20 protein-coding genes are annotated in these 20408 nt (G+C 66.5%); 7 read left to right on the top strand and 13 right to left on the bottom strand.

The genetic code is table 11. The annotated features are described in order from the left end of the window. The first annotated feature begins 20 nt into the window (after positions 1 to 20). Entirely contained in the window at positions 21 to 1226 is a 1206-nt protein-coding gene (locus tag PW843_11375; protein MDE1147206.1) for an NAD-dependent formate dehydrogenase, read from the top strand. A gap of 79 nt (positions 1227 to 1305) precedes the next feature. Continuing rightward, on the top strand, positions 1306 to 1815 hold the full coding sequence (locus PW843_11370; protein MDE1147205.1) for an HPP family protein: 510 nt from the start codon (positions 1306 to 1308) through the stop codon (positions 1813 to 1815). Between the two features lie 182 nt (positions 1816 to 1997). Here PW843_11370 and PW843_11365 read toward each other — a convergent pair whose 3' ends face one another. Genes PW843_11365 through PW843_11340 form a run of 6 tightly spaced genes read right to left on the bottom strand, consistent with a single transcriptional unit; the run spans position 1998 to position 7138 of the window. After that, positions 1998 to 2786 (bottom strand): c-type cytochrome, encoded by a 789-nt coding sequence (locus PW843_11365; protein ID MDE1147204.1) that lies wholly within the window; start codon positions 2784 to 2786, stop codon positions 1998 to 2000. Then, positions 2783 to 4405: a b(o/a)3-type cytochrome-c oxidase subunit 1 gene (locus PW843_11360; protein ID MDE1147203.1), complete on the bottom strand. Its 1623-nt coding sequence runs from the start codon at positions 4403 to 4405 to the stop codon at positions 2783 to 2785. The genes PW843_11365 and PW843_11360 overlap by 4 nt, the downstream gene beginning before the upstream one ends. Next, the gene (locus PW843_11355; protein ID MDE1147202.1) at positions 4395 to 4961 is read right to left on the bottom strand and encodes a hypothetical protein; all 567 of its coding nucleotides are present in this window, start codon (positions 4959 to 4961) and stop codon (positions 4395 to 4397) included. The genes PW843_11360 and PW843_11355 overlap by 11 nt, the downstream gene beginning before the upstream one ends. Positions 4962 to 4977: 16 nt before the next feature. Beyond that, a complete protein-coding gene (locus PW843_11350) occupies positions 4978 to 5160 on the bottom strand; it encodes a hypothetical protein (GenBank protein ID MDE1147201.1) in 183 nt (60 codons plus the stop codon). An 8-nt stretch (positions 5161 to 5168) separates the two neighbouring features. Then, positions 5169 to 6401: a c-type cytochrome gene (locus PW843_11345; GenBank protein ID MDE1147200.1), complete on the bottom strand. Its 1233-nt coding sequence runs from the start codon at positions 6399 to 6401 to the stop codon at positions 5169 to 5171. Continuing rightward, positions 6401 to 7138, bottom strand: coding sequence for a c-type cytochrome (locus PW843_11340; protein ID MDE1147199.1), 738 nt, complete (start codon positions 7136 to 7138; stop codon positions 6401 to 6403). Before PW843_11340 ends, PW843_11345 begins: the two co-directional genes overlap by 1 nt. Positions 7139 to 7640: 502 nt before the next feature. On the opposite strand from PW843_11340, the gene PW843_11335 reads away from it, so the two are divergent. Together PW843_11335 and PW843_11330 are read left to right on the top strand one after the other, a co-directional pair. Next, complete coding sequence (locus tag PW843_11335; GenBank protein ID MDE1147198.1) at positions 7641 to 8873, top strand: glycosyltransferase; 1233 nt, start codon at positions 7641 to 7643, stop codon at positions 8871 to 8873. Beyond that, entirely contained in the window at positions 8870 to 10309 is a 1440-nt protein-coding gene (locus PW843_11330) for an oligosaccharide flippase family protein (GenBank protein ID MDE1147197.1), read from the top strand. Before PW843_11335 ends, PW843_11330 begins: the two co-directional genes overlap by 4 nt. On the opposite strand, the gene PW843_11325 is transcribed toward PW843_11330, so the two are convergent. Both PW843_11325 and PW843_11320 read right to left on the bottom strand, forming a co-directional pair. After that, positions 10302 to 11390, bottom strand: coding sequence for a radical SAM protein (locus PW843_11325; protein ID MDE1147196.1), 1089 nt, complete (start codon positions 11388 to 11390; stop codon positions 10302 to 10304). The two genes, PW843_11330 and PW843_11325, sit on opposite strands and share 8 nt — an antisense overlap. A gap of 63 nt (positions 11391 to 11453) precedes the next feature. Next, complete coding sequence (locus tag PW843_11320) at positions 11454 to 12590, bottom strand: glycosyltransferase (protein ID MDE1147195.1); 1137 nt, start codon at positions 12588 to 12590, stop codon at positions 11454 to 11456. A 130-nt stretch (positions 12591 to 12720) separates the two neighbouring features. Here PW843_11320 and PW843_11315 point away from each other — a divergent pair, with 130 nt between their 5' ends. Beyond that, entirely contained in the window at positions 12721 to 13179 is a 459-nt protein-coding gene (locus tag PW843_11315; GenBank protein MDE1147194.1) for a DUF2141 domain-containing protein, read from the top strand. Here PW843_11315 and PW843_11310 read toward each other — a convergent pair. Together PW843_11310 and PW843_11305 are read right to left on the bottom strand one after the other, a co-directional pair. Next, entirely contained in the window at positions 13173 to 14408 is a 1236-nt protein-coding gene (locus tag PW843_11310; protein MDE1147193.1) for a pyridoxal phosphate-dependent aminotransferase family protein, read from the bottom strand. The two genes, PW843_11315 and PW843_11310, sit on opposite strands and share 7 nt — an antisense overlap. A 3-nt stretch (positions 14409 to 14411) precedes the next feature. Further along, positions 14412 to 14663 carry an acyl carrier protein gene (locus PW843_11305; protein ID MDE1147192.1) on the bottom strand — a complete coding sequence of 84 codons (252 nt, stop codon included), beginning with the start codon at positions 14661 to 14663 and terminating at the stop codon, positions 14412 to 14414. A 264-nt stretch (positions 14664 to 14927) separates the two neighbouring features. On the opposite strand from PW843_11305, the gene lptF reads away from it, so the two are divergent. Both lptF and lptG read left to right on the top strand, forming a co-directional pair. After that, positions 14928 to 16067, top strand: a complete 1140-nt coding sequence (gene lptF / locus PW843_11300) for an LPS export ABC transporter permease LptF (protein ID MDE1147191.1) — start codon at positions 14928 to 14930, stop codon at positions 16065 to 16067. A 5-nt stretch (positions 16068 to 16072) separates the two neighbouring features. Continuing rightward, positions 16073 to 17182, top strand: a complete 1110-nt coding sequence (gene lptG, locus PW843_11295) for an LPS export ABC transporter permease LptG (protein ID MDE1147190.1) — start codon at positions 16073 to 16075, stop codon at positions 17180 to 17182. On the opposite strand, the gene PW843_11290 is transcribed toward lptG, so the two are convergent. From PW843_11290 to PW843_11280, 3 genes are all read right to left on the bottom strand, one after another. After that, entirely contained in the window at positions 17157 to 18035 is an 879-nt protein-coding gene (locus PW843_11290; protein ID MDE1147189.1) for a CDP-alcohol phosphatidyltransferase family protein, read from the bottom strand. The two genes, lptG and PW843_11290, sit on opposite strands and share 26 nt — an antisense overlap. A gap of 249 nt (positions 18036 to 18284) precedes the next feature. Further along, positions 18285 to 19001 (bottom strand): NTP transferase domain-containing protein, encoded by a 717-nt coding sequence (locus PW843_11285; protein ID MDE1147188.1) that lies wholly within the window; start codon positions 18999 to 19001, stop codon positions 18285 to 18287. Next, positions 18998 to 20125 (bottom strand): inositol-3-phosphate synthase, encoded by a 1128-nt coding sequence (locus tag PW843_11280; protein MDE1147187.1) that lies wholly within the window; start codon positions 20123 to 20125, stop codon positions 18998 to 19000. The genes PW843_11285 and PW843_11280 overlap by 4 nt, the downstream gene beginning before the upstream one ends. Positions 20126 to 20408: the final 283 nt, after the last annotated feature.

Raw genomic sequence — 20408 nt, 5'->3', positions numbered from 1 at the left:
CCGACAGAGGACCCTCTCTCATGGCGAAAGTTGTCTGCGTTCTGTACGACGATCCGGTCGACGGCTACCCCAAGGGCTATGCCCGTGACGGCATTCCCGAGATCACCCACTATCCCAGTGGGCAGACGGCGCCGACGCCCAAGGCCATCGACTTCGCCCCCGGCACCCTGCTGGGCAGCGTCTCGGGCGAACTGGGCCTGCGCAAGTACCTGGAATCCCAGGGGCACACCCTGGTGGTAACGTCGGACAAGGACGGCCCCGATAGCGCCCTGGAACGCGAGCTGGCGGATGCGGAGGTCGTCATCTCCCAGCCCTTCTGGCCGGCCTACCTGACGGCGGAGCGCATCGCCAAGGCGCCCAAGCTGAAGCTGGCGCTGACCGCCGGCATCGGGTCCGACCATGTCGACCTGCAGGCCGCCATGGACCGGGGCGTCACCGTGGCCGAGGTCACCTATTGCAACAGCATCAGCGTGGCCGAGCATGTGGTCATGATGATCCTGGGCCTGGTGCGCAACTACCTGCCGTCGCACGAATGGGTGCTGAAGGGCGGCTGGAACATCGCCGACTGCGTCACCCGGTCCTATGACGTGGAGGGCATGCACGTGGGCACGGTGGCCGCCGGCCGTATCGGCCTGGCCGTGCTGCGCCGCCTGAAGCCCTTCGACATGCATCTGCACTATACCGACCGCCATCGCCTGCCCGAGGCGGTGGAGAAGGAACTGGGCCTGACCTGGCACGCGACGCGGGAGGAGATGTACAAGGTCTGCGATGTCGTCACGCTCAATTGCCCCCTCCACCCGGAGACGGAGCACATGATCAACGAACAGACGCTGAAGCTGTTCAAGCGCGGCGCCTATCTGGTCAACACGGCGCGCGGCAAGCTGTGCGACCGGGACGCCATCGCCCGCGCCCTGGAAAGCGGGCAACTGGCCGGTTACGCCGGTGACGTCTGGTTCCCGCAGCCCGCACCCCAGGACCACCCCTGGCGCACCATGCCCCACCACGGCATGACGCCCCACATCTCCGGCACGTCGCTGTCCGCCCAGACGCGCTACGCCGCCGGCACGCGCGAGATCCTGGAGTGCTTCTTCGAGGGCCGGCCCATCCGGGATGAATACCTGATCGTGGACGGCGGCAAGCTGGCCGGCACCGGCGCCCATTCCTACAGCGCCGGCAACGCCACCGGCGGGTCGGATGAGGCCGCCAAGTTCAAGAAGGCGGTCTGAGGATACGGTCGGCGGGGGCCCCCAAGGCCTCCGCCGCACCTCATCCCTTGCCCGCGTGCCTTTCAGGGAAGCCTGCCCCTTGTCCGAAAACTCGATCCCCGCGCGACCGCGCCCCTACTCGGTGCTGCGGTCCGTCGTCATGCCCGGCCTCAAGCCCCTGCCCGCGCTACTGGCCGGTTTCGGCGCCTTCCTCACCATCCTGCTGCTGGCGGAACTGACGGCCCGGGCCGGCGCGCCACTGCTGATCGCGCCGTTCGGCGCCAGTTGCGTCGTGGTGTTCGCGTTGCCCAAGGGCCCGCTGGCCCGGCCGCGCAACGTCATCGGCGGGCACCTGATATCCGCCACCATCGGCCTGGCGGTGCTGCACCTGCTGGGCCCGTCGCCGGCCGCCTACGCCATCGGCGTGGGCCTGGCCACGGCCGCCATGGCCCTGACCGACACGCTGCACCCACCGGCGGGCGCCGATCCCATCGTCGTCGTCATGACAGGTGCCGCCTGGCCCTTCCTGCTGATGCCCATCCTGGGTGGCGCGCTGCTGATCGTGGCGATGGCGCTGTGCTTCCGCCGGCTGGCCGTCCGGTACTACTGACCGGCATTATCATTCCAGCGGCATGAGTTTTCGCTTATGCCGCTGTAGGCCCCGACTGGGGCCGCCGGAGCTTTTCGGGGAGCGTCAGCGGACCGAAAAGTGAGGATCAGCCAAACGGCCGGATGGCAGCAAGCGGCGCATGAGGGGGCCTTTGACCGGCCACGGGCAAAGGCCGCGCACAATTATTGCCCGGCGTAATAGGCGGCAGCCGCCTCGATCTCCTCGGGCGTCATCGTCCGGGCGATGTTGCGCATCTGCTGGCCGATGTCGTTATGCCGGGTACCCGCGGCGAAGGCCACCAGCTGGGCGCGGATGTAGGCGTGGGCCTGGCCGTCCAGCCAGGCGGCACCCGGCTTCATGCTGAGCGTGCCGTGGCAGGCGCCGCAGGGGGCGATGCCGCGCACCGGGGCGCCGTTGATGACGATGCGGGGCGGCGGCGCGTCGGTCGGGATGTTCCAGGGGGCGCGCGGCAGATAGGCGTAGAAGGCCGCTAGGTCGCGCATGTCCTGGTCGGTCAGCTTGGCGACCAGCGGTTCCATGATGGCGCTGGACCGCGCGCCGGACTTGAAGTCCTGCAACTGCTTGTAGATCACCAGGGGGTGCTGGCCGGCCAGGTTGGGGGAGTCCGCCATGCTGAGCCCCCGCGCGCCGTGGCACATGGAGCACTGCATCGCCAGGGTGGCACCCCGGCCCACCGAGGCGGCATCCGCACCATCCAGCAGGGTGGGTGTGACCACCACCTGCGTTCCCTGGAAATCCGGCTTGACGGCGGTGTCCTTGGCTGGTGTTGAGCGGAAGAGGCCGGCGGCACTGCAAATCTCACCCCAGACCCCGTCGATGCCGCCGCCCGCCGGCAGGGACGGGAACCACAGGAAACCGGCCAGCGCCGCCACCGCCGCGATACCGGCCACGGCGCCGACGCTGGTGGTGAACCACCGGTTACGCAGCGAGAACAAGGGCTCGGCGCTCATTTCTGCGCCCCCACGGTGATGGCCGGCACGTTGGTGCCGGGCGTGGTCAGAAGATGGATGATGGGGAAGCCATAGTTGATCAGGGTGAGGCCCAGCATGAGGCTGAGCCACAGGCCATAGCTGTTGAGCGCCACCGGCACCCGCTGCGCCTGGTGCACCGCCACGGCGAAACGATAGGGGCCGGGATCGGCCACGGGCGCCCGGTGCCCCCGGATCAGCACGGTCAGGAACAGGATGCCCGACACCACCAGGATGGCGCCGCCGATGGTGGACATGACGACCCAGATGGCCTCCGCCGCCAGCACGGGGTCGGTATAATCATAATAGGCCATGCGCCGGGGCATGCTGAGGATGCCGACCCAATGCCAGGGGAAGGTCAGCACCATCATGCCGACGAACCATGTCCACAGCTGCGCCCGCATCAGGCCGTGGCATTCCAGCGCCCGGCCCGTCAGGTGCGGCCAGACATCGTAGGCGATCGCGAAATACATGATCACGATGGCGCCGCCGAAGATCAGGTGGAAATGGCCGGTGATCCACTGCGTGTTGTGGATGGTGCTGTCCAGCTGGTAGCTCATGTTGATCAGGCCGCCGGCGCCGCCGAAACCCAGCATGACGAAGGAGAAGGCCAGCGCCAGCATCATGGGGTTGCGCCAGGGCAGCGCCCGTATCCAGCCCAGCACACCCTTGCCGCCGCGCAGCCGGGCCGCGATCTCCACCGAGGCGCAGATGGTGAACACGGTCAGCAGGGTGGGCAGGGCCACCAGGGCGGTGAAGACCGAGTGCAGGAACTTGAAGCCGGCCCCCACCTGCGGATCCATGAACAGGTGATGGATGCCGATGGGCATGGCCACCACCAGGAACAGGATGAAGGACAGCCGGCCCATGGAGTCACTGTACAGCCGCCCGCCGATGGCCCGCGGCACGATGGTGTAATAGGCGATGTAGGTGGGCATCAGCCAGAAATAGACGATGGCGTGCAGCGTCCAGGAGAAGAACACCCGCGCCAGCCCGGCATCGATGGTGGTCTTCAGGCCCAGGGCCACCGGCAGGATCTGGAACAGCAGTTCGATCGCCGCCCCCACCGCCGTCCACGCCCAGAGGTAAGACCCCGCGACGTTGGCGAACATGGCCAGCGGCACCGGCGCGCCGGGATTGTCCTTCTTCCACCGGTAAAGGTTGATGGCCATCAGCGCCACCCAGATCCACGATCCCACCACCACCAGCACGACGCCGATGTAATAGAACGGGCTGCCGATCAGCGGCGGGTAGAAGGTGTAGAGGACGGAGGCCTTGCCCGCCGCCACCGGCACGACGGCCGTGACCGTGCCCACCAGCGCCAGGCCGAAGCCGGCCCAGGCCCACTTCTGCCCGATCAGCGGGCGCTTCAACGCCGCCTCGGTGATGAAATAGCCGAAACCCATGGCGACCAGGGTGGGCAGCACATAGGCCATGGCCGTGCCGTGGGCGGTGACGGAGCGGTAGTACCATTCCGGATTGCTGATCCAGGCGTGCAGCGGGCTGCGGATGAACATCTGCCATTCGCCCAGCAGCAAGGCCCCGGCGAACCCGGCGAAGGCCAGCCAGAAATGGGCCAGGATCAGGCGCTTACTGGTCAACACAGCTGAGCCTCCGGTGGTTGGCGGCCAATTTCTGGAACGCCGCCTTGTCGATGACCTTCACCCGGCCCCACATGCCCTCATGCCCGGTGCCGCAGAACTCATGGCAGGGCATGTGATGGTCGCCAGGGTTCTCGAACCGCGCGGAAATGACGGAGACGTAGCCCGGCACCAGCATGGTGTTGACGTTGGTGCCGTCGATCAGGAAACCGTGGACCACGTCGGCGCTGGTGGCGCGGATGGTGATGGGCGTGCCGGCCGGCACCAGGATGCAGGCCGGGGTGAAGGAATATTGCTGGCCGATGGCGCGCACCAGGATGGACCCGTCGGGCTCCACCGCGCTGCCCAGGTTGCTTTCCACGAATTCCCCCGCGATGTGCAAGGTGCGCGGGTCGGCGGTTTCCACGTGGGCCTGCGGCATGGTCGCCTGGTGGATGCCGGCGAAGGCCGCCATCACCACCAGCAGGGCGACGATGGCGGTGGACAGCGTCGCCCAGCGGCGCTCGATCCGCTCCGCGCGCTCCACACCCTCATGGCTTGGTTCATGATGCGTCATCGATAGGCTGCCCTTTTCACGGCGCGGTCGCGCGCGGCACGAACACGAACAGGTAGAAGGCGAACCAGATGGCGATGACGATCGCGGTGGCGATGCCCGCCAGGACGACCGCCCCCTTGGCGCCACCCAGGAGGATGCGGTCCACCGCCTCATCCTGGGCGGGGGCGCCGCCGGGAATATCCTGTTCCGAATTGATCATGGGCGTCCTCAATCCAGCGGTGCGGAGCGGAGTTGGTTGGCCTGGATGGCGGTCACCGGCCCCGCCTTGTTGCCCCAGGCGCCGCGGATGTAGGTGACGACGGCCGCCACATCCTCATCCGACAGCGACTGCGCGAAGGGCGGCATGCCGTAGGGCATGGGGTTGCCCTTGGTGCCGGGCGGATAGCCACCGTTCAGCACCATGCGGATGGCGTTGACGGCGGAGGTCATCTCGATCGACTGGTTGTTGGCCAGCGGCGGGAAATGCGGCGGCTTGCCCTTGCCGTCCGCACCATGGCAGGTGGCGCACTGCGCGTCGTAGACGGTCTTGCCCAGGCGGAACAGCAGGCTGCTCTCGGCCGAGGCGACGGCCGGCGCCGTCGCGTCCGGCGGCCCGCCCTGCCCCAGGCTTTTCAGATAGACCGCCATGGCGCGGGTGTCGGCATCGGACAGGTATTGCAGGCTGTCGTACACCACCTCCGCCATCGGGCCGTAGACCGCACCCCGGGCCGACACGCCGGTCCGCAGCAGGTCGGAGATTTCCTCCAGGCTCCACTCACCCAAGCCCGCCTCCTTGTTGGAGGTAAGCGAGGGGGCGTACCAGTTCTGCATGGGGATCAGCCCGCCCTCGAACGCCTTGCTGTCCGAACTGCCGCCCAGGGCATTGATGGGGGTGTGGCACATGGAACAATGGCCCAGCCCCTGCACCAGATAGGCGCCACGGTTCCATTCCGTCGACTTGGCCGGGTCGGGCTTGTACTCCCCCGCCTGGAAGAACAGGGTGCGCCAGCCCAGGATCAGCTGCCGGTTGTTGTAGGGGAAACGCAAATCGTGCGGGCGGTTGGGCGCCTTCACCGGCGGCACGGATTTCAGATAGGCGAAGATGGCGTCCGCGTCGGCCCGCGTCACCTTGGTGTAGGACCCGAAGGGCATGGCCGGATAGATCAGGCCGCCGTCCGATGAGCGGCCATCATGCATCATCGTGTAGAACTGGTCGGTGGTCCATTTGCCGATGCCGGTTTCCGGGTCGGACGTGATGTTGGACGAATAGAGGGTGCCGAACGGCGTGGGCATGGGGCGCCCGCCACCGAACAGCCGGCCGCCCGGCTCCGTATGGCAGGCGACGCAATCGCCCGCCCGCGCCAGGTACTCCCCCTGCTTGACCAGGTCGGCGTTGCTGGCGGCGGCGGCACCGCCGGCGGCCCCCAGCAGCATCGCCAGGGCGATAATGACGGTGCGCATCAATGCCCCCCTGCCTGCGGTTCACTGCCGCAAACCAGCGGCGTCGGGTACGCGTCCTTCTTCGCCGGCGACGGGTCCGCCGGGATGGGAAGCGAGGAGAGGTATGCCGCGACCGCGGCCACGTCGGCCTCCGTCAGGCGGCCGGCCACCTCCTGCATGCAGTCGGGCGCGATGGCGGTGCGCGTGCCGTAGCGGAAGGCGCCCAGCTGCGCGCTGATGTAATTGGCGCGCAGGCCGACCAGGCCGGGGATGCCCAGTTCCATGCCGGTGAAGGTGGCGCCGTGGCAACTGGCGCAGGCGGGAACGCCCGTGGCCGGATCGCCGCTGGTGACCAGCGATTGCCCGCGCGCCAGCACGTCCTGGCTGGCGTCAGTGGGTGGGTGCGGCGGCAGAGGCGGGCGCTGCGCCGCGTAATACTCCGCCATTTTATGGAGATATTCGTCCGGCTGGAATTCAAGCAGGTAGTTCATGGGCGCGTATTTCCGCCGCCCGTCCCGGAACGCCACCAGCTGATTGAACAGGTAACCGGCCGGCTTCCCCGCCAGGCGCGGGAAATAATCGCTGTTGGTGCCGGCCCCTTGCGCGCCATGACAAGCGGCACAGGCAAGCAGGCGATCCTCCATAGCGTCCTTGCCGGCGGCCCGGGCAGGTGCCGCATGGACAAGAAGCGCTGACAGCACCAATGGCAGGACGGCCCGCAAAGCGGGCAGCCGGGTGGCCATGCGGAAACCAACCATTACGCTCTCCCATCATTGGATTGAGCTTATTTATTGTTGGGGAGACTTCGGATTTTGCGGGAATTGAACGAAATAACGACTGGACGATACGCGCGAATTGGCCTCGCGTTACGGAAGTACGACGTTCAATTAAGGTAAATCTTGTTCAGGATCTTGGATTTTCAGGCCCAAACGTGATCAAGGGCTTGGATGCCGCCAAAGTTACACGTGTTAACCATGTGGTGCCAATACCTCATTAGGTATAACGGTGCGTGCACGGATCGCCGAATTGGATAATTCGGCCCTAATGCCAACCATAAGGTTGATGTATAATTATTCAGTCAGCGAACCTTGTGCCCCATGGTGACGCGCCGCCCGCCCCAGCCACCCTGAATCGGCATGCCAGCGCCAGCCCCCGGCGCTCTTGAGTCGCTGGCCGTTATATGGAAAGAAGGCCCGGTTGCATTCGGGCATCTAAATCACGCGGTTCTCAATGCGAATATTGTTCACCTTTGAAAATCCTTTGCCCAGCACTGAGGCCGATGCCGAGGTTTTTACTACAACGGCCCGCTACCTTTCCGCGCTGACCGAGGAATCCTGGCTGCATGTCCCGCTGGCCGACGAGGCCGGCCGCGCCGCCGCCCAGGCGCTGGTCGGCATGCCCGTGGTCGGCGCCCATGCGCCGCTGAAGCCCGCGGCCCTGCGCCACTTCCTGTGCGGCCTGACCCTGCCCTTCCGCCGTGAGTTTCGGCGGGCCGACCTGATCTATACCCGCAACCTGTGGGTCGCCTGGATGGCCATCCGGTTCGGGCAGCATGTGGCCTTCGACCATTACCGGCCCTGGCCCGACCAGATCCCGCCGCTGCAATTCTGGCTGTACCGCCTGCTCAGCCACCCGCGCTTCATCGTCAAGATCTGCCATTCCGAGTATACGCGGCGCAAGTACCTGGCCCTGGGACTGCCGGAGGACAAGGTGCGGGTGGTGCGCAACGGGTACGAGCCCGCGCGCTTCCAGGCCCGCATCCCGGTGGAGGAGGCCAAGCGCCGCATCGGCGTCGATCCCGCCCAGAAGACGGTGGTCTACACCGGCCGCGTCAACCACAAGAAGGGCCTGGCCCTGGCAGTGGAGGCGGCGAAGCAGCGGCCCGACGTGCTGTTCATCCTGGTCGGTTCCTATGGCGAAGGCCCCATCGAGGTGATGGCGCGCGACGTGCCCAACGTGCGCATCGTCCCCTATCAGACGGCCGACGCCCTGGCCGACTATGTCTACGCCGCCGACATCCTGCTGATCCCGCCCTCGCGCCTGCCGCTGGCGGAGTTCGGATCGACCGTGTTGCCGCTCAAGGTCTTTTTCTACCTGGCGTCCGGGCGCCCCATCCTGGCCGGACAGACGCCGGACGTGGCGGAGGTGCTGCGCCACGACCAGAACGCCTGGCTCTGTCCCCCCGACAGCATCCCCGACCTGGTGGCCGGCATCGACGCGCTGCTGACCGATCCGGCGCACGCCCGGCGGCTGGCGGACGCCGCCCTGGCCGACAGCCGCGACTATACCTGGGCGGCGCGGGTACAGCGCATCCACGCCCTGATCCAGGAACGGCTGGACGCCGCACCGGCGCCCCGGCGTGGCTGGGGCCGGCAGCAGTTCCGCACCTGGCTGGGCCAGTCCCGGCATTGGCTGGGCCATCTGGTCCGCACCGGCGCCCTGGTGTTGCCCCCCCGACCGGAACCGGCCGCCACCACCGCGGAACGCCCGTGAGCGCCGATCATCAGCGCCATCTGCGCCGCGGCTTCAACTGGCTGGGCGGCGCCACCGTCCTGGCCAAGGTCATCGACTTCACCACCATCCTGGCGGTGCTGGGTTTCCTCAGCAAACAGCAGGTGGGTGTGGCGTCCCTGGTCATGTCGGTCGGCATGGTGGTGGAGGCCTTCAACGGTTTAGGGACAGGCGACGCGCTGTTGCAGGCGCCATCCGTCGCCAAGCGCGAACTGGACAGCCTGTTCTGGTTCATCCTGGTCGCATCCCTGGCGATGGGCGGCCTGACCCTGTTGGCCGCCCCCGGCATCGGCGCGCTGTACGGCGTGTCCGGCATGGCGGCCTATTTCGTCGCCATCGCGGCCAAGCAGCCCATCGTCGCCGGCGCCGTGATCCCGCTGGCCTTGCTGAACCGCGACCTGCGGTATGAGCGCATCGCCATCATCAACGTAGCCTCCACCCTGGGGGCCGCCCTGACGCGGCTGGCCCTGGCCGCCCTGGGGGCCGGCGCCTGGGCCCTGGTCATCGGTTATGTCGCCAGCGGCCTCTACACCCTGATCGGCGCCACCGTCGCGCGCCCCTTCCGCCCCGGCCTGCATTTCGACCGGGCGGACATCCGGCACCTGACCCGCTTCGGCACGCGCGCCGCCGCCGTCAATCTGTTCGAGCAAATCTTCAAGAACATCGACTTCCTGCTGGTCGGCTGGTTCTACGGCACAGCCCCCCTGGCGTTGTATCGCGTCGCCTTCGACATCGCCATGGAACCGGTGATGGCGGTCGGCACCCTGATCAACCGCACCGCCCTGCCCGTGTTCGCCCGCCTGTCGGGGGACAAGGCCGGCCTGACGCAGGCGCTGACCTGGTCGCTGCGCCGCCTGGCCCTGCTGACCGCCCCGCTGATGGTGGGGCTGATCCTGGCGGCCGATCCGCTGACCACCCTGATCCACGACGACCACGGCGGCAGCTATGCCGGGGCCGCCCTGCCTCTGAAGCTGCTGGCGGGTGCCGCCCTGCTGCGCGCCATGTCGCAAATGCTGACGCCCCTGATGATGGCATCGGGCCGGCCGGGCCTGGCAGCACGGCTGTCGGCCACCACCCTGACCCTGCTGACCCTGGGCATCGCCGCCGTGGGCGTGCTGTTGCCGGCGGCAAGCGGCATCATCGCCGTTTCGGCCGTGTGGCTGGCGATCTACCCGCCCTTGCTGATCTGGGGGGGGCGTTATCTGGAGCGGACCTGGGGCATCAAGGCCGGCGGTGTGGCCCGCACCTTCGTGCTGCCGGCTGTCGGCGTCGCCGTCATGGCGGCGGTGGTCGGGGCCGTGCGCCTGCTGCCGGGCGCCGGCCAACCCATGGTCGGCGTCGCCATCGTGGTGGTGGCGATGGCGGCCACCTATGCCGGTCTGTTCCGTTACGACCGGGAGAAGAAGCCGGTCAGCTGACCGGCTTCGCACCCACCGGGTGAGCCACCGTGGTGGCTGGCGTCGTCGGGTCCGGGATGGCCTGGCGCCGCCGGTCGAACATACTCATCTGGTGCACGCAGCTGAGGGTACAGGTCGCGGCACAGCCCTTTTCGGTGTGGTACTCGCGCTTGATGTCCTCGACCGTGTAGTCCAGCAGCGGCTTGTTGGGATATCCGCGCTGCTGTGAGCACCAATGCACCCGGCCGTCCTCGGTGACGTAGAGGTAACGGGCGCCGGCGCGGCACTTCCAGTCGTTGCCCTTGCCGTTCATCAGGTTCTTCTGGAACAGCCAATAGTTCAGGCTGTGCACCATGGACGGCGAAATCTCGGTGACCCGCTCATAGGCCTGCATCTGCGCCGGGCTCAGCGGCTTCAGCAGGCCGCTGCCGTCGTGCAGCACGCCCACGGAATGCTGCAGGCCGTACTTGGCCGCCGTCTCCGCCACCGTGATCACGTCCTGCGTCCGTTCCCCCGTCACACCCAGGACGGAGTTGACGTTGACCTTGAACAGCGCGTGCTTGGACAGCAGTTCCAGCTTGCCCTCGACCGACTTCAAGCTCTTCATCGATATGTCGTCGGGCTCAAGGTTGTCGATGCTGATCTGCATCCCCTGGAGGCCGGCGTTGTTCAGCCTGTCGATCCAATCCTTGGTCAGGCGGAAGCCGTTGGTGATGGTGGTGACGATCATGCCCTTGGACCGGGCGTAGCGCACCGCCTTGTCCAAATGGGGGTTCAGCAGCGGCTCCCCCCCGGTGAAGGTGATGGACGCGGTCTTCAGCTTGGCCAGATGGTCGACGCGGGCGATCAGGTCTTTCAGCGGCACGGGCGGCGAGAAGTCGTCGTACTCGTTGCAATAACCGCAGGCCAGGTTGCAGCGGCGCGTCACCACCACCTGGGCCAGCAGCGGCGTATAGCGCTGCCCGATGGCGCGGGCGGCGAAACGCAGGCCGGCCGCCAGGTTTTCCAGGCGGCCCGGCCGGCCTTCGGGCGTACCGGCCGGAAGGCCGTCGGACGGAAGGGCCTCAAGCTGGGCGGTGTCGGTGTCGATCGTCGAAGTCATGGGACATCCCTAAAGCAGGAACGCGTTCCGAAGAAGACATAAATGCGATTTCGGACCCAACCGTCACCGCGCATGGCCAAGCGCCTCGTCATACAAATCCTCCAGCAGCGCCGTCTGGCGGTGAATGTCGAAGTGCGCGTCGATATGGGCCCGCGCCTGCGCGCCCATGCGGTGACGCAGGTCACCATCGTCCAGCAGGGTTGCCATGCAGCGGGCCAGCGCCTCCGGCGCCCGCTCCGGCGCCAGCAGGCCGGTTTGGCCCTCGACGATGACCTCGGGGATGCCGCCGATGCGCGACGCGATCACCGGCACGCCGGTGGCCGCCGCCTCCAGCATCACCATGCCCAGGCCCTCGACCCAGCCGTTGGCGGCGCGCACGCTGGGCAGGACCAGCATGGCCGCCCGCCGCATGTGGGCCAGCACCTCGCCATGCGGCAGCGCGCCCAGGAAGCGGATGCGCTCCGCCAGTCCCAGCGATCCCGCCAACGCCTGCAGTGCCGTGCGCAGGGGGCCGTCGCCGATGAGGTGCAGTTGCACCGTGGGATGCCGGTCCGCGATCCGCGCGAAGGCCCGGATCAGATACTCCGCGCCCTTGCCCTCCACCTGGCGGGCGACGTGCAGGATGGTCGGCGTCTCCTCCCCCACCGGGCGGACCCGCACCGCGCGGCTGTCGACGCCGATGTAGTGCACGCGGGTGCGTTCGGCCGGGAAACCCATGGCCAGCACCTGGTCGCGGATGAAGTTGGAGACGCAGAGGAACAACGCCCCCTGCCGCGCCAGGCGACCCCGGAACAGGGGATAGTTCATCCAGGCGGGCGAGCGCATCAGGGCGGCGGTGGACAGGGTGGCGTCAAAGCCGTGGAAGGTGGTGACCAGCGGCACGCCCAGCGCCCGCGCCACCGGCAGGGCGTAAACGCCGTCGATGCCGAAATGGGCGTGCATCAGGGCGGGGTGCCGGCCGCGCAGCAGGCGCAGATAGGGGGCGGGGTCGCGGCTCAGCAGTTGCCAGCCGATGGGCGGCCAGGGCCAGTGCGGCCACAGATCGCGCAAGGCCAGGGAATCGGCGCCCTCGGGCGCCGGGCCGTAGCGCAGGCGCCCCAGGTACAGGGGCGTGTGCCGCCGCAGCCGCTGCGCCTGTTCGGTGATGAAGGTTTCGGAAATCCGGAACAGGTTGTTCCGGAAGATGACGACCTCACGCACGAAGGGTCCCTTTGCCGCACTTGAAGTCCCCGCGACGGAGACGATAGATGGTGGGAAGGTGGTTGCCGGAAAAGGATACTGGGCAATGCGAGTTGGATTTTATCGGAGTGTGGCGGCGGCGGGCGCCCTCATGGCACTGCTGTCGGCGCCAACTGTGGCGTTGGCCGAGAAGGCGGTGGCGATGCCCGGTCCCGCGTGCGATGCCGCCAACCCGGACCAGGTCCGGCTGAAGATCAGCGTCAGCGGCATGCGGTCGGACAAGGGCAACGTCACCATCACTGTCTATCCCGACGATTCCGCCCATTTCCTGGACGGCGCCTACAAGGTCGCCCGCCAGATCATCCCCGTCGCCCTGCCGGTGACCGAGACCTGCATCGCCCTGCCCCTGGCCGACCATTACGCCGTGGCCCTGTTCCATGATGAGAACAGCAACGGGCATTTCGACACGACGATGCTGGGCATCCCGTCGGAAGGGTACGGCTTCTCCAACAACCCGACGCTCTATCTCGGGCCCCCGGGCCTGGACAAGGTGCGTATCCCCGTCCAGGCCGGCGACAATCCGGTTTCGGTGCAGATGAAGTATTACTGAGCCGCCACGCGCATCTCGGGGGGGGCGACCGCCTCCGCCGGGATGAGGCCCATGGCCCGGCCCGTCTCCGCGAACAGCGACAGGGCAAGGTCGATCTGGCTGCGGCTGTGGGCGGCGCTGACGCTGGACCGCAGCAGGGCCAGGCCCTTGGGCGTGGCCGGCGGCAGGCTGACGTTGGCGTACAGGCCGGCGTCCAGCAGGCGGCTCCAGAACGTGAAGGCCGTCTTCGGGTCGGGCATGATGGCCGACACCACCGGGCTGGCCTCGGGCCCCACGGTGAAGCCCAAATCGACCAGGCCGCCGTGGAAGCGGCGGGCGTTGTCCAGCAGCTGCTGGCGCAGGGCCGGCCGGTGGCGCAACTGGTTCAGCGCCTCGGTCACCGCCGCCACGACGGCGGGCGGCAGCGAGGCGGTGAACATGTAGGGCCGGCTGGCCACGCGCAGGATGTCGAAACCGTCCATGTCGCTGACGCAGAAGCCGCCGATGCCGCCCAGGCTTTTGGAGAAGGTGCCGACGATGAAGTCGACCTCATCCTCCACCCCGGCGGCCTCGGCCAGGCCGCGGCCGGTGCGGCCCAGGACACCCAGGGAGTGCGCCTCGTCCACCACCAGGTAGGCGCCCCACTTGCGCTTCACCTCGACGAACTCACGCAACGGCGCGGTGTCGCCCAGCATGGAATAGATGCCCTCGACGACGATGACCTTGTCGCCGGGCACGTCGGCCAGGCGCCGCAGGCGGTTGTCCAGGTCGTCGGGGTCGTTGTGGCGGAAGCGCGTGACCTGGGCATGGCCCAGGCGCGAGCCGTCATAGATGCTGGCGTGGCTGTCGGCATCCAGGATCAGGTGGTCATCCTTGCCGGCCAGGGCCGACAGGATGCCCAGGTTGGCCTGGTACCCCGTCGAGAACACCATGCCGTGCTTGCGGCCGTAGAAGTCGGCCAGCGACCGCTCCAGCTGCCGATGGCCGCCATAGCTGCCATTGGCCACCCTTGACCCGGTGGTGCCGGCACCCAACCTTTCCATAGCCTTCACCGACTCAGCGATCACCGCCGGGTCATAGGTCAGGCCAAGGTAATTGTTGGTGCCCAGCAGCAGAATACGTCGATTGCCGATCATCGCCTCGGTCGGCGAGACAACGTTGTCGAACGTGACGTTGAAGGGATTGTGCCCGGCGGCCTCCAGACTCTCGTACTGGGCCAATAACGGTGCATACTTGTCAAATAGAGCCATCTGTCAGGACTTGCCCTTCAAGTCGTGCGCTGTCGTGATCAGGTCACCAATGGTCTTCACTTCGGCGATCCGGTCAAGCGGAATGGAGATATCAAGGGCATCCTCGATTTCCATCACGAAATCCATGACCGCGACGGAGTCTAAGCCAAGCCCTTCGGTGATGTTGGTATCGTCGGAGAGTTCGATGGGGTTCTGTAAAGATGCCTTGAGTGCATCCAATACCAACGCCCGAATCTGCTCTATTGAGTTATCCATGCGAATATATTAGCCATATCGTCGTGTTGGTGCTGCCAAACACCCTCTGGCGCGTTCGCCAAGGCCGGTACCTCGTAAGCCTTTATAAAGGCGTTATGTCACACTGTCATAGACATTAATGCAAGGTGCCATATGCCTTGGGTGGGCGTCTGCTGCCACAATACCGTGGGAGTAAGTTCGGCCTACACCGGTTAGCTTAGCCGCCCGAAGACGGCCCCCCAAAACAGGCCCCGAAACAGGCATCGTACGGGACGATATGCAATCGTGATCATCGAACGCTACCTGATCCGCGAAATCGCGAAGCCGCTGGCGGCCGTGCTGGGCATCCTGGTCGCCCTTTTCGCCGGTTACAGTACCGCCAGCCTGCTGTCCGACGCCGTCAACGGCCTGCTGCCCACCGGCGCAATCGCCGAGCTGATCGGCCTTAAGCTGCTGATCGCGCTGGAAGTCCTGGTGCCGATCTCGCTTTACATCTCGGTGGTGATGTCCTTCGGCAAGCTGTATGGCGATTCCGAGTTCACCGCCATGTACGCGCTGAACATCTCCCCCGCCATCGTGCTGCGCAGCGTCTTCCTGCTGTCCGCGGCGCTGGCCACGGTGGTGCTGCTGGTGTCGCTGTTCATCCGGCCGTGGGCTTACGAAAAGTCGCACGATATTTCCCGCCGGGCGCAACTGTCGATGAACGTCGATGCCATGGAATCCGGTACCTTCTACATAAGCCAGCACGGCAATCGGGTGATCTTCTTCCCCAACCGCCAGGGACTGGGCGGGCCGGCGCAGGACGTCTTCATCCAGCTTCAGCATCCCAAGCGCACCGACATCATCCTGGCCCGCACCGCCCGCGCCCTGCCGCAGAAGCCGGACGGCGGGTCGAACGTGCGCCTGGATGATGCCCACGTCTATTTCCTGGGACGGGATAATGAGGTGGCGGACCGGATGATGGATGTGAAGAACATCACCCTGGACCCCAGCAACCGCAACATCACCCCGCAGGAGTACAGCGCCACGGGCATCAGCAGCGCCCTGCTGGCCGCATCCGACCACGCGGACGACATCGCGGAGTTCCAGTGGCGCCTGTCCACCCCGCTGTCCACCCTGCTGCTGGGCATGCTGGGCGTGCCGCTCAGCCGCGTCCGCCCCCGGCAGGGCGGCAAGTACGCCAATTTCGGCACCGCCATCCTGGTCTATTCCGGCTATTACCTGCTGTGCACGTCGGCCCGCACCTGGGTGCAGCACGGCACCATCGGCGCCACCCCCGGCATCTGGTGGGCGCCGGCCTTGCTGGCCATGCTGCTGATCACCGCCATCTACTGGCCCCTGTGGAACGTCGAGTTCCGCGTCCGGACGCTGGCCAAGCGCCTGTTCGGGCGCATGGAAGCGCCGGAGCGCGAACGTACGGTATGATCCACATGACGCAGTTTGACCGTTACATCGGCGGCGCCGCCCTCAAGGCCTTCCTGATGGTCACCGCCGGCCTGGCGGCCCTGTTCAGCCTGCTTGAGTTCGTGGAGCAGCTGAAATCCGTGGGCGAGGGGCAGTACCGCGTCATCAACGCCGTGGCCTACGTGGCGCTGACCATCCCGGCGCGTGTCCTGCAGGTGGCGCCGGTAGCCATGCTGATCGGGACCCTGCTGTCCCTGGGCGGCCTGGCCAAGGATTCCGAAGTGACCGCCATGCGGGCCCTGTGCCAATCCGAGATGCGCATCATCGGATCGGTGCTGAAGATCCTGCCGCCGGTCCTGCTGGTGCTGTTCGTGATCGCGCAGTTCATCATCCCGCCGGCGCAGCACCTGGCGCTGACCTCACGGGCCGCGGCATTGGCCGACTCGCCCCTGGCCGACAGCGGTGACAGCTTCTGGGCCGGGGGCGCCCGGCAGTACCTCAACGTGCGCTCGATCGAGAGCAAGAACGTCCTGCGCGGCGTCAACGTCTATGGCTTTTCCGCGGACGGACGGCTGGAGACCTTCATCCATGCCGACCGCGCGGAAATCCAGGCCGACGGTCCCTGGCAGCTACGCGATGTCACCCGCAAGACCATCGTCGCCCAGCGTTTCCAGACCGAGCACCTGGACACCCTGTCCTGGGCCTCCTTCCTGCCGGGCAAGCGCGTCCAGGACCTGATGCCGGCGCCGGAGAACATGTCGCCCACCGACCTCTTCCGCTATGTCCGCGAGATGAGCCGGCAGGGCCAGTACGCCGTGCGCTATGTGCAGGAATTGTGGGCAAAGCTGGGCCTGCCGCTGACCATGCTGGCCATGGCGCTGATCGCCGCGCCCTTCGTGTTCGGGCCGCCGCGCTCCCAGAACACCGGACAGCAGATCACCATCGGCGCCGTCATCGGCATCGTCTTTTCCCTGACACAGCAAATCTCCAACCGCCTGGACCTGCTGCTGAACCTGAACCCGGCGGTGACGGCCTTGGGGCCGTCGTTCATCCTCATCGGGCTGGCGGCCTACCTGTATCAGCGCGAGCACCGGGTGCGCCCGGTGCCCGCTACGCCACCCGTTCCAAGTCCCTGAGGAAGCGGGCGCTGCGCGCCGCCTGGCGCGACAGCAGCACGGCCAGGATCAGGCTGAAGCCGATCAGCTCGAACCAGAAGTACAGCAGCGGCCGGCCGGCCGCGGCGGCGATGAAGATGCCCAGCGTGCGGTAGTTGGCCGACAGGATGGACCAGCGCCGCACCGACGGGGCGAAGACGGCGCGGTAGGCCTCCCGGATGCGGGGTGCGCGCGCGGCGTCCGCGGCCAGGGCCCGCGCCAGTTCGTCATGGAAGCCGACGGTGACGCCGGTGGTCAGGTACTGCAGGCGCAGGTACAGGCGGTAGAGGCCGCCCAGGATGCCGGGCCGGTGCGCCGCCGGGGCGTCCAGCTTGGCCAGTTCGGCCGACTTGCGGCCCCAGCCCCAGAAATTGTAGCACTGGCGCTGCATCTCATAGGCGGCGGACTGGACCGCGTGGGCGACGCCGCTTGCCACGATGACAATCCACACCCAGGCGCCCTGTTCCGCCGTCAGCGTGATGGCCAGGCCGACATAGACGGCGATGAAGGTGACGTAGTCGCAGATGCCGTCCAGGATCTTGCCGGTCTCGGACTGGGCATTGGTCAGGCGCGCCAGTTGCCCATCGGCACCGTCCATGACGTGCCAGGCGACCATCAGGACGAAGGCCGCCAGGGTGCAGCCCAGGTTCTGGTAGTGCGAATAGGCGATGCCGGCGGTGATGCCGAAGGCCATGCCGGCCAGGGACACCGCGTTGGGGTGTATGCCCAGGCGGGCGAACCGGGGCGTCAGCCAGCTTGAGATGGGATGGATGACATACAGGTTTGTGACCTCCTCGATTTCGGAGGTCCGCTTGACCGGTTCGGTGATGTGCATGGGTGCCCGGGTTTGAGAGAAATGGCGCCGGCCCGGTTTAACCGGAACCCATTGCCGGCGCCATGATTCTGATCAGCCGGAAGCTTGGCGCGGGCTTTCCCACGCATCCTTAATAGGCCCCGACCGGGGCCGCCGGAGCTTTCCGGGGAGCATGGCGGACTGGAAAGCGAGGAAGCCAAGCGACCGGATGGTCGCGCCCGGCGATTGAGGGGCGGCATTTGAGCGGATCACGATCAAATGCCGCACGTATCAAAGCTGCCCGGCGTCCAGAAGCTTTTCCGCCTTATCGAAGGCGGCGGGATCATCCACGTCGATCCAGATCTTCTCACCGATGTCCAGGACGTGGGCCTTCTTCCAGCCCGCCAGGACGTTCATGGCGCCCGAGATGCTGTCGTCGCCCTTGGACTGCCCCTCCTCCAGCGCCGCGAACATGCCGGGCGTGCACAGGAAGACGCCGGTGTCGAAGGCGTTGAAGTCGCGGATCACCTTGCCGATATGCTCGATCCGGCCGTCCACGCACTTCACGCGGGTGACGTCCTCCGGATCGTTCAGCGGGCGGTCGAGGTTGAAATCCACCGCCAGGGTGACCGTGCCCGGTTCCGGCTGCAGGGCCATCAGGGCCTGGAAGATGCCGGGATCGACCAGGTGGTCGCACATCGTCAGCAGGAAGGGTTCCGTCAGCACGGCCTTGGCCTTGTGGACGGAAACGCCATTGGCCCGTTCCCATTCATCATTGATGACGTGGGTGACGGCCACACCGATGCGCGCCGCCAATTCGTCCAGCGCCGCCCGCAGGTCCGCGCCGCGATAGCCGCTGACCACCACGAACTCATTGATACCGGCGCTGTGGGCCTGCGTGATCACGCGTTCGATCAGCGGGCTGCCCTTGATCGGAATGAGGGGCTTTGACGCCCCCCGCTCCCGCAGCCGGGTACCCTGCCCGGCCGCGACGATCAGGCACTTCATTTAGCGACGGCGAGCTTCACCGTGTTGCCACGGATGAAGGTCTCGGTCATCTGGTAGGCATCGTCGTCGGTGTACTGCACCGGCGGATGCTTGCAGAAGTAGGCGCTGGGGCCTTCCAGGATGCCGCCGATGCCGTTGTCCAGCGCCAGCTTGCAGCAGCGGATCATGTCGATGACCACGCCGGCGGAATTGGGCGAGTCCTCGACCGACAGGCGCAGCTCGATGTCCATGGGGACGTCACCGAACAGGTGGCCTTCCATGCGGATGAAGCACAGCTTGTTGTCGTTCTGCCACGGAACATAGTCGCTGGGGCCGACGTGGATGTTCTCATCCTCAAGGCGCTTGTGCGCCACGGCCTGCACCGCCTCGGTCTTCGAGGTCTTCTTGGAAACCAGGCGGCTCTGGTTCTTCATGTTCAGGAAGTCGGTGTTGCCGCCGGTGTTCAGCTGGTAGGTCCGCAGCAGCTTCACGCCGCGCTTGGCGAACAGGTCGGTCAGCACGCGGTGGGTGATGGTGGCGCCCACCTGGGACTTGATGTCGTCGCCGACGATGGGCAGGTTCTTCGCCTTGAAGCGGTCGGCGAAGGCCTTATTGCTGGCGATGAACACCGGCATGTTGTTGATGAAGGCGACACCGGCCTCCAGCGCGCATTCGGCGTAGAAGCGCGCGGCCTGTTCCGAACCCACCGGCATGTAGTTCAGCAGTACCTCGGCGCCGCTGCGCTTCAGTTCCGCGACGATTTCCGCCTGGGTCAGTTCCACCGCGTCGGCGCGGATGAAGGTCCGGTCATCGGCATAGTCGGCCATGTGCTCGGAAATGCCATCCAGCACCTGGCCCATCTTCACCGTCACGCCGCTGTCGGGGACCTCGGCCTGGAAGATCTTGGTGCAGTTCGGCTTGGCGAAGATGGCGCGGTGCACATCCGTGCCGACCTTGCGGGCATCAACGTCGAACGCGGCCACGACCTCGATATCGCACGGCAGGAAGCCGCCGATCTCACGGTGCATCAGGCCAACCACACCCTCACGGCATCGTTCCGCCGTGTAGTAGTGGATGCCCTGGATCAACGCGCTCGCACAGTTGCCGATCCCCGCGATGGCGATACGGATTTTGCCCTTCTGCATGACGTAACCTGTGAGTTGCTAATTGTAGGAATATTACGTCCAACGCCCCATCGCGCTTCAGTTGCAATTCGCCAACCGCACTAATGCCGGCTCAGATCGCTGAGGTGAGGATAACGCATCAAATTCTTTGGGATACAGTGTGCCATATCACTGCAAACCCACGGCCCCAACACCTAAACGGCACAAGGGTGCGGCACAAGCGCTGCTTTCCGGGACACTGCCACAACGTCGTCACATATTGCCTTTCGGCAATCAATTTGCATAGCTGTCTATATCCTTCCGG

The sequence above is a fragment of the Azospirillaceae bacterium genome, from assembly GCA_028283825.1.
Taxonomy (GTDB): domain Bacteria; phylum Pseudomonadota; class Alphaproteobacteria; order Azospirillales; family Azospirillaceae; genus Nitrospirillum.
This window is presented reverse-complemented; position numbering and strand designations above follow the sequence as displayed.

Bases quoted from the DNA above. Each gene is read 5' to 3' on its own strand.
- PW843_11375 (MDE1147206.1), top strand. From the start codon at position 21: ATGGCGAAAGTTGTCTGCGTTCTGTACGACGATCCGGTCGACGGCTAC.
- PW843_11365 (MDE1147204.1), bottom strand. From the start codon at position 2,786: ATGAGCGCCGAGCCCTTGTTCTCGCTGCGTAACCGGTGGTTCACCACC.
- PW843_11355 (MDE1147202.1), bottom strand. From the start codon at position 4,961: ATGACGCATCATGAACCAAGCCATGAGGGTGTGGAGCGCGCGGAGCGG.
- PW843_11350 (MDE1147201.1), bottom strand. From the start codon at position 5,160: ATGATCAATTCGGAACAGGATATTCCCGGCGGCGCCCCCGCCCAGGAT.
- PW843_11345 (MDE1147200.1), bottom strand. From the start codon at position 6,401: ATGCGCACCGTCATTATCGCCCTGGCGATGCTGCTGGGGGCCGCCGGC.
- PW843_11340 (MDE1147199.1), bottom strand. From the start codon at position 7,138: ATGGTTGGTTTCCGCATGGCCACCCGGCTGCCCGCTTTGCGGGCCGTC.
- PW843_11325 (MDE1147196.1), bottom strand. From the start codon at position 11,390: ATGACTTCGACGATCGACACCGACACCGCCCAGCTTGAGGCCCTTCCG.
- PW843_11315 (MDE1147194.1), top strand. From the start codon at position 12,721: ATGGCACTGCTGTCGGCGCCAACTGTGGCGTTGGCCGAGAAGGCGGTG.
- PW843_11310 (MDE1147193.1), bottom strand. From the start codon at position 14,408: ATGGCTCTATTTGACAAGTATGCACCGTTATTGGCCCAGTACGAGAGT.
- PW843_11305 (MDE1147192.1), bottom strand. From the start codon at position 14,663: ATGGATAACTCAATAGAGCAGATTCGGGCGTTGGTATTGGATGCACTC.
- lptG (MDE1147190.1), top strand. From the start codon at position 16,073: ATGACGCAGTTTGACCGTTACATCGGCGGCGCCGCCCTCAAGGCCTTC.
- PW843_11290 (MDE1147189.1), bottom strand. From the start codon at position 18,035: ATGCACATCACCGAACCGGTCAAGCGGACCTCCGAAATCGAGGAGGTC.
- PW843_11285 (MDE1147188.1), bottom strand. From the start codon at position 19,001: ATGAAGTGCCTGATCGTCGCGGCCGGGCAGGGTACCCGGCTGCGGGAG.
- PW843_11280 (MDE1147187.1), bottom strand. From the start codon at position 20,125: ATGCAGAAGGGCAAAATCCGTATCGCCATCGCGGGGATCGGCAACTGT.